Consider the following 4196-nt stretch of genomic DNA (forward strand, 5'->3'; position numbering starts at 1 on the left):
GCAGGGGGCGGCCGGAGGGGGTGCGCAGATCGAGCGGCGGCGGCCCCGAAGGGGGCGGGGGACGACGGACGACGACTCGGATGCGGCCCATTGCCACCACCTCCTCCTGGTCAACCGGTATGTGCCCAGTCGGCGCGGCTTCACACTTCCCGCGCTCCTCGGGTCCGTCGGCCGGGTCCTCACCGTGTCCCGGCGCGGATGCGGGCAGGGCCCGGTGCGGTGACCCTTGATGTGTGGGGGCGAAGAGTCGACGAGGAGGACGCATGTCCGCGATGGACAAGATCAAGAAGATGCTCAAGGGCCACGAGGACCAGGCCGGCAAGGGCGTCGACAAGGCCGGCGACATGGTCGACGACCGTACGCAGGGCAAGTACAAGGGCCACGTCGACACCGCCCAGGACAAGTTCAAGCAGCAGCTGGGCACGGACCGCGACCAGGACGGGCCGCCCCGCGCCTGAGCCGTTCCACCGGTGACCGGGCGTCCGAACGCCCGGCCGCCTCCCTTCCCGCGCACCGGTCCGTGTCACGGATCACCTTCCGTGACACGGGCCGGTGCGCGGAGCGTGCCGGGGCCGCTGCGCACGGTGTCGCCACAGGCCCGCCGGGGCCGGGCGGCGGGGGTCCGCGGCCAAGGTTTCCGGGGTTGCCCGCCGGATTCTTGTTATCGTCCCGGCCTCACCCCATCTCCCGAGTGTGGGAAGTGACAGCACCGGACCCCGGAAGAGTGAGCACAGCATGGGCAAGGATCACCCGACGGTCTTGATCGCGGCCGCGCAGGGCGGCGACCAGCAGGCCAAGGACCAGCTCGTCTCGGCGTACCTGCCGCTGCTGTACAACGTCGTCGGACGTGCGCTGGACGGCCATGCGGACGTGGACGACGTGGTGCAGGAGACGGTGCTGCGCATGCTCCGGGGCCTGCCCGAACTGCGCGACCCGGAGCGCTTCCGTTCCTGGCTGGTGGCGATAGCCATGAACGAGATACGCACGCACTGGCGCGAGAAGCAGGCGGGCGCGATACCGGCGGACCGGCTGGACGCCGCGTACGACCTGCCGGATCCCCGCGCGGACTTCGTCGAGGTGACGATCCTGGAGCTGGGCCTCACCGGCCAGCGGCGGCAGGTGGCGGAGGCGACGCGCTGGCTGGACGAGGACGACCGCGCCCTGTTGTCGCTGTGGTGGCTGGAGACCGCCGGGCATCTGTCCCGGGCCGAGGTCGCCGCCGCTCTCGAACTCACCCCGCAGCACACCGCCGTACGGGTGCAGCGGATGAAGGCTCAGCTGGAGGCCGCGCGGGTCGTGGTGGGCGCGCTGGCGGCGGAGCCGCCGTGCGTGCTGCTGGAGGACATCACCGCCGGCTGGGACGGCGTCCCCTCCGCCCTGTGGCGCAAGCGGCTGGCCCGCCATGCCCGCGAGTGCACGGTGTGCTCGGGCCATGGCTCGGGTCTGGTGCCCGCCGAGGGGCTGCTGGTGGGTCTCGCGCTCGTTCCGGTGGCCGCGGCGGCGGGGGCGGGGGCCGCTCCCGAGCTCCTCGCCACGGCGGCGCACCTCCAGGCACCGGCTCCGGGCGCGGACGGTGCCGGGGCGGGGCGAGCCGAGCGCAGACGGGTGCAGGCCCGGCGGCGCCGTCGCAACTCCGCCGTCGCCGCCGTCGTCGCGGTCGCGGCGCTGGGCACGGGCGGCGCGGCGGTGCACCTCTACACCGACGGCGACGACCGGGACGCGACGACCCTCACGGCCGATGCTCCGGCCCCTCGTACGGAGGCGCCCACGTCGGCCGCCCCGACATCGCCCTCCCCCTCGGCGTCGAAGTCGCCCAGCGCCTCGGAGTCGCCGAGCCCCTCGAAGAAGCCGAAGCCCAAGCCGAAGCCGAAGAAGAGCACGACGCCGCCGCCCGCGCCCAGCTCCGCCGCTCCGGCTCCGAAGCCGGACCCGCCCGCTCCCGCGCCGCCCGCCCCGTCGGGGATGGCCGAGCAGGTCACCCAGCTGGTCAACGCCGAGCGTTCCAAGGAGGGCTGCGGTCCGGTGTCCGTCAACGGCCTGCTCAACACGGCGGCGCAGCGGCACTCCGCCGACATGGCGGCCCAGGACTACTTCTCCCACACGTCCCAGGACGGCAGGGACCCGGGCGACCGGATCACCGCCGCCGGGTACCGGTGGTCGACGTACGGCGAGAACATCGCCAAGGGGCAGCGGACGCCGGCCGACGTGATGCAGTCCTGGATGGACAGCCCGGGGCACCGTGCGAACATCCTCAACTGCTCGTTCAAGGAGATCGGCATGGGGAAGCAGGACTCCGGCGGCGGTCCGGTGTGGACGCAGGTGTTCGGGGCCCGCTGAGCCCGCGCGGCGCACGCGGCGCGGCCGGCGGATGCCTACGATGCGGTCATGATCGCTGAACTGGAGTGCGTGGTCCTCGACTGCCCGGACCCGAGGGAACTGGCCGTCTTCTACGCATCGTTGCTGGGAGGCGAGGTCGACCGTCCCGACCGGCGGTGGGAGTGCGACGCGGAATGGTCGACGCTGCACACGCCCAGTGGGCTCGTCCTCGCCTTCCAGCGGGTGGCGGGCTACCGGCCGCCGCGCTGGCCCGGCCAGGAGATGCCCCAGCAGTTCCACCTGGACTTCGGCGTCACCGACCCGGAACGGGCGCACGAGGAGGTCGGGTGGTGACCGGCCGCACCGGCGAGGTCCGGGCAAAGGGGCTGGCGCGCGATCAGCGGATGGCCAGGCTCACCGCCGTACCGAGGCAGGCCACCGCGCCCACCGCACCGACCGAGACGGCGACGCAGCGGGCCCGGAGCCGCGCGTAGCGCCCGGTGTACTCCTCGCGCAGTTCTTCCGCGCGGTCGCGGATGCGGGTGAGCGACTCCCGCGAAACGGCGAAGCGTTCGGTGATGAACACCCGCTCGACGTCCTCACGCTGCGCCGTGGTCAGCCAGGGCAACTGATCGGTGAAGCGGCGGGCCTGCCGTCGCGCCCGTTCGACCTCGGCGTTCCACAGCAGAAAGCCCTCCAGCTGCGCCAGACCCCTGGCACTGTCCTTGTCGGGTTCCACCTGTCCTCCTCTCCGTCACACCGTCCGTTCCGGGGCCGACGTCACTGCTCGTGCCGGTCCCCCGGGGCGACGATCCTGGAGTTGTCGGGGCGGTTGGTCGCCTCCTCCAGGGTGCGGACCGCCGGGTGGTGCAGGTCGAACGCCGGGGATTCGGAACGGATCCGCGGCAGCGTGACGAAGTTGTGCCGCGGCGGCGGGCAGGAGNGCCGTAACCCCACGGGTCGTCGACCTCGACCTTCTTGCCGTACTTCGCGGTCTTCCAGACGTTGTAGAAGAACGGCAGGATCGACAGGCCGAGCAGGAACGAGGCAATGGTGGAGACGGTGTTCAGCGCGGTGAAACCGTCGGCGTCGAGGTAGTCCGCGTAACGGCGCGGCATGCCCTCGGCACCCAGCCAGTGCTGAACGAGGAACGTGCCGTGGAATCCGACGAAGAGCGTCCAGAACGTCATCTTCCCGAGCCGTTCGTCCAGCATCTTCCCGGTGAACTTCGGCCACCAGAAATGGAATCCGGCGAACATCGCGAACACCACCGTGCCGAACACCACGTAATGGAAGTGCGCGACGACGAAGTACGAGTCGGAGACGTGGAAGTCCAGCGGCGGTGAGGCGAGGATGATGCCGGTCAGACCGCCGAACAGGAAGGTGACCAGAAACCCGACGGCCCACAGCATGGGGGTCTCCATGGACAGCGACCCTTTCCACATCGTGCCGATCCAGTTGAAGAACTTCACGCCTGTCGGCACGGCGATGAGGAACGTCATGAACGAGAAGAACGGCAGCAGCACCGCGCCCGTGACGAACATGTGGTGCGCCCATACGGTCGCGGACAGCCCGGCGATGGCGATGGTGGCCGCGATCAGCCCGATGTAGCCGAAGACCGGTTTACGGCTGAAGACCGGGAAGATCTCGGTGACGATGCCGAAGAACGGCAGGGCGATGATGTAGACCTCGGGGTGGCCGAAGAACCAGAACAGGTGCTGCCACAGCAGTGCGCCGCCGTTGGCCGCGTCGAAGACATGGGCGCCGAATTTGCGGTCCGCCTCCAGCGCCAAGAGGGCCGCGGCCAGGACCGGGAAGGCCAGCAGGACCAGTACGCCGGTCAGCAGGACGTTCCAGGTGAAGATCGGCATGCGGAACAT

3 protein-coding genes and 2 pseudogenes are annotated in these 4196 nt (G+C 70.8%); 3 read left to right on the forward strand and 2 right to left on the reverse strand.

The annotated features are described in order from the left end of the window. The first annotated feature begins 263 nt into the window (after positions 1 to 263). The 3 genes and pseudogenes from D3105_RS33305 to D3105_RS33315 all read left to right on the forward strand — a co-directional run. Entirely contained in the window at positions 264 to 458 is a 195-nt protein-coding gene (locus tag D3105_RS33305) for an antitoxin (RefSeq protein WP_118906541.1), read from the forward strand. Positions 459 to 735: 277 nt separating this feature from the next. Beyond that, positions 736 to 2337, forward strand: a complete 1602-nt coding sequence (locus tag D3105_RS33310) for a sigma-70 family RNA polymerase sigma factor (protein WP_118906542.1) — start codon at positions 736 to 738, stop codon at positions 2335 to 2337. 48 nt (positions 2338 to 2385) lie between these two features. Beyond that, positions 2386 to 2661, forward strand: a pseudogene (locus D3105_RS33315) (VOC family protein); the annotation flags it as partial. 52 nt (positions 2662 to 2713) lie between these two features. On the opposite strand, the gene D3105_RS33320 reads toward D3105_RS33315, so the two are convergent. Beyond that, positions 2714 to 3055, reverse strand: coding sequence for a hypothetical protein (locus tag D3105_RS33320; RefSeq protein WP_118906543.1), 342 nt, complete (start codon positions 3053 to 3055; stop codon positions 2714 to 2716). 41 nt (positions 3056 to 3096) lie between these two features. Continuing rightward, positions 3097 to 4196: pseudogene (locus tag D3105_RS33325) on the reverse strand (cytochrome c oxidase subunit I); the annotation flags it as partial.

The organism is Streptomyces globisporus (assembly GCF_003501885.1).
Taxonomy (GTDB): domain Bacteria; phylum Actinomycetota; class Actinomycetes; order Streptomycetales; family Streptomycetaceae; genus Streptomyces; species Streptomyces globisporus_D.

Bases quoted from the DNA above. Each gene is read 5' to 3' on its own strand.
- D3105_RS33310 (WP_118906542.1), top strand. From the start codon at position 736: ATGGGCAAGGATCACCCGACGGTCTTGATCGCGGCCGCGCAGGGCGGC.
- D3105_RS33305 (WP_118906541.1), top strand. From the start codon at position 264: ATGTCCGCGATGGACAAGATCAAGAAGATGCTCAAGGGCCACGAGGAC.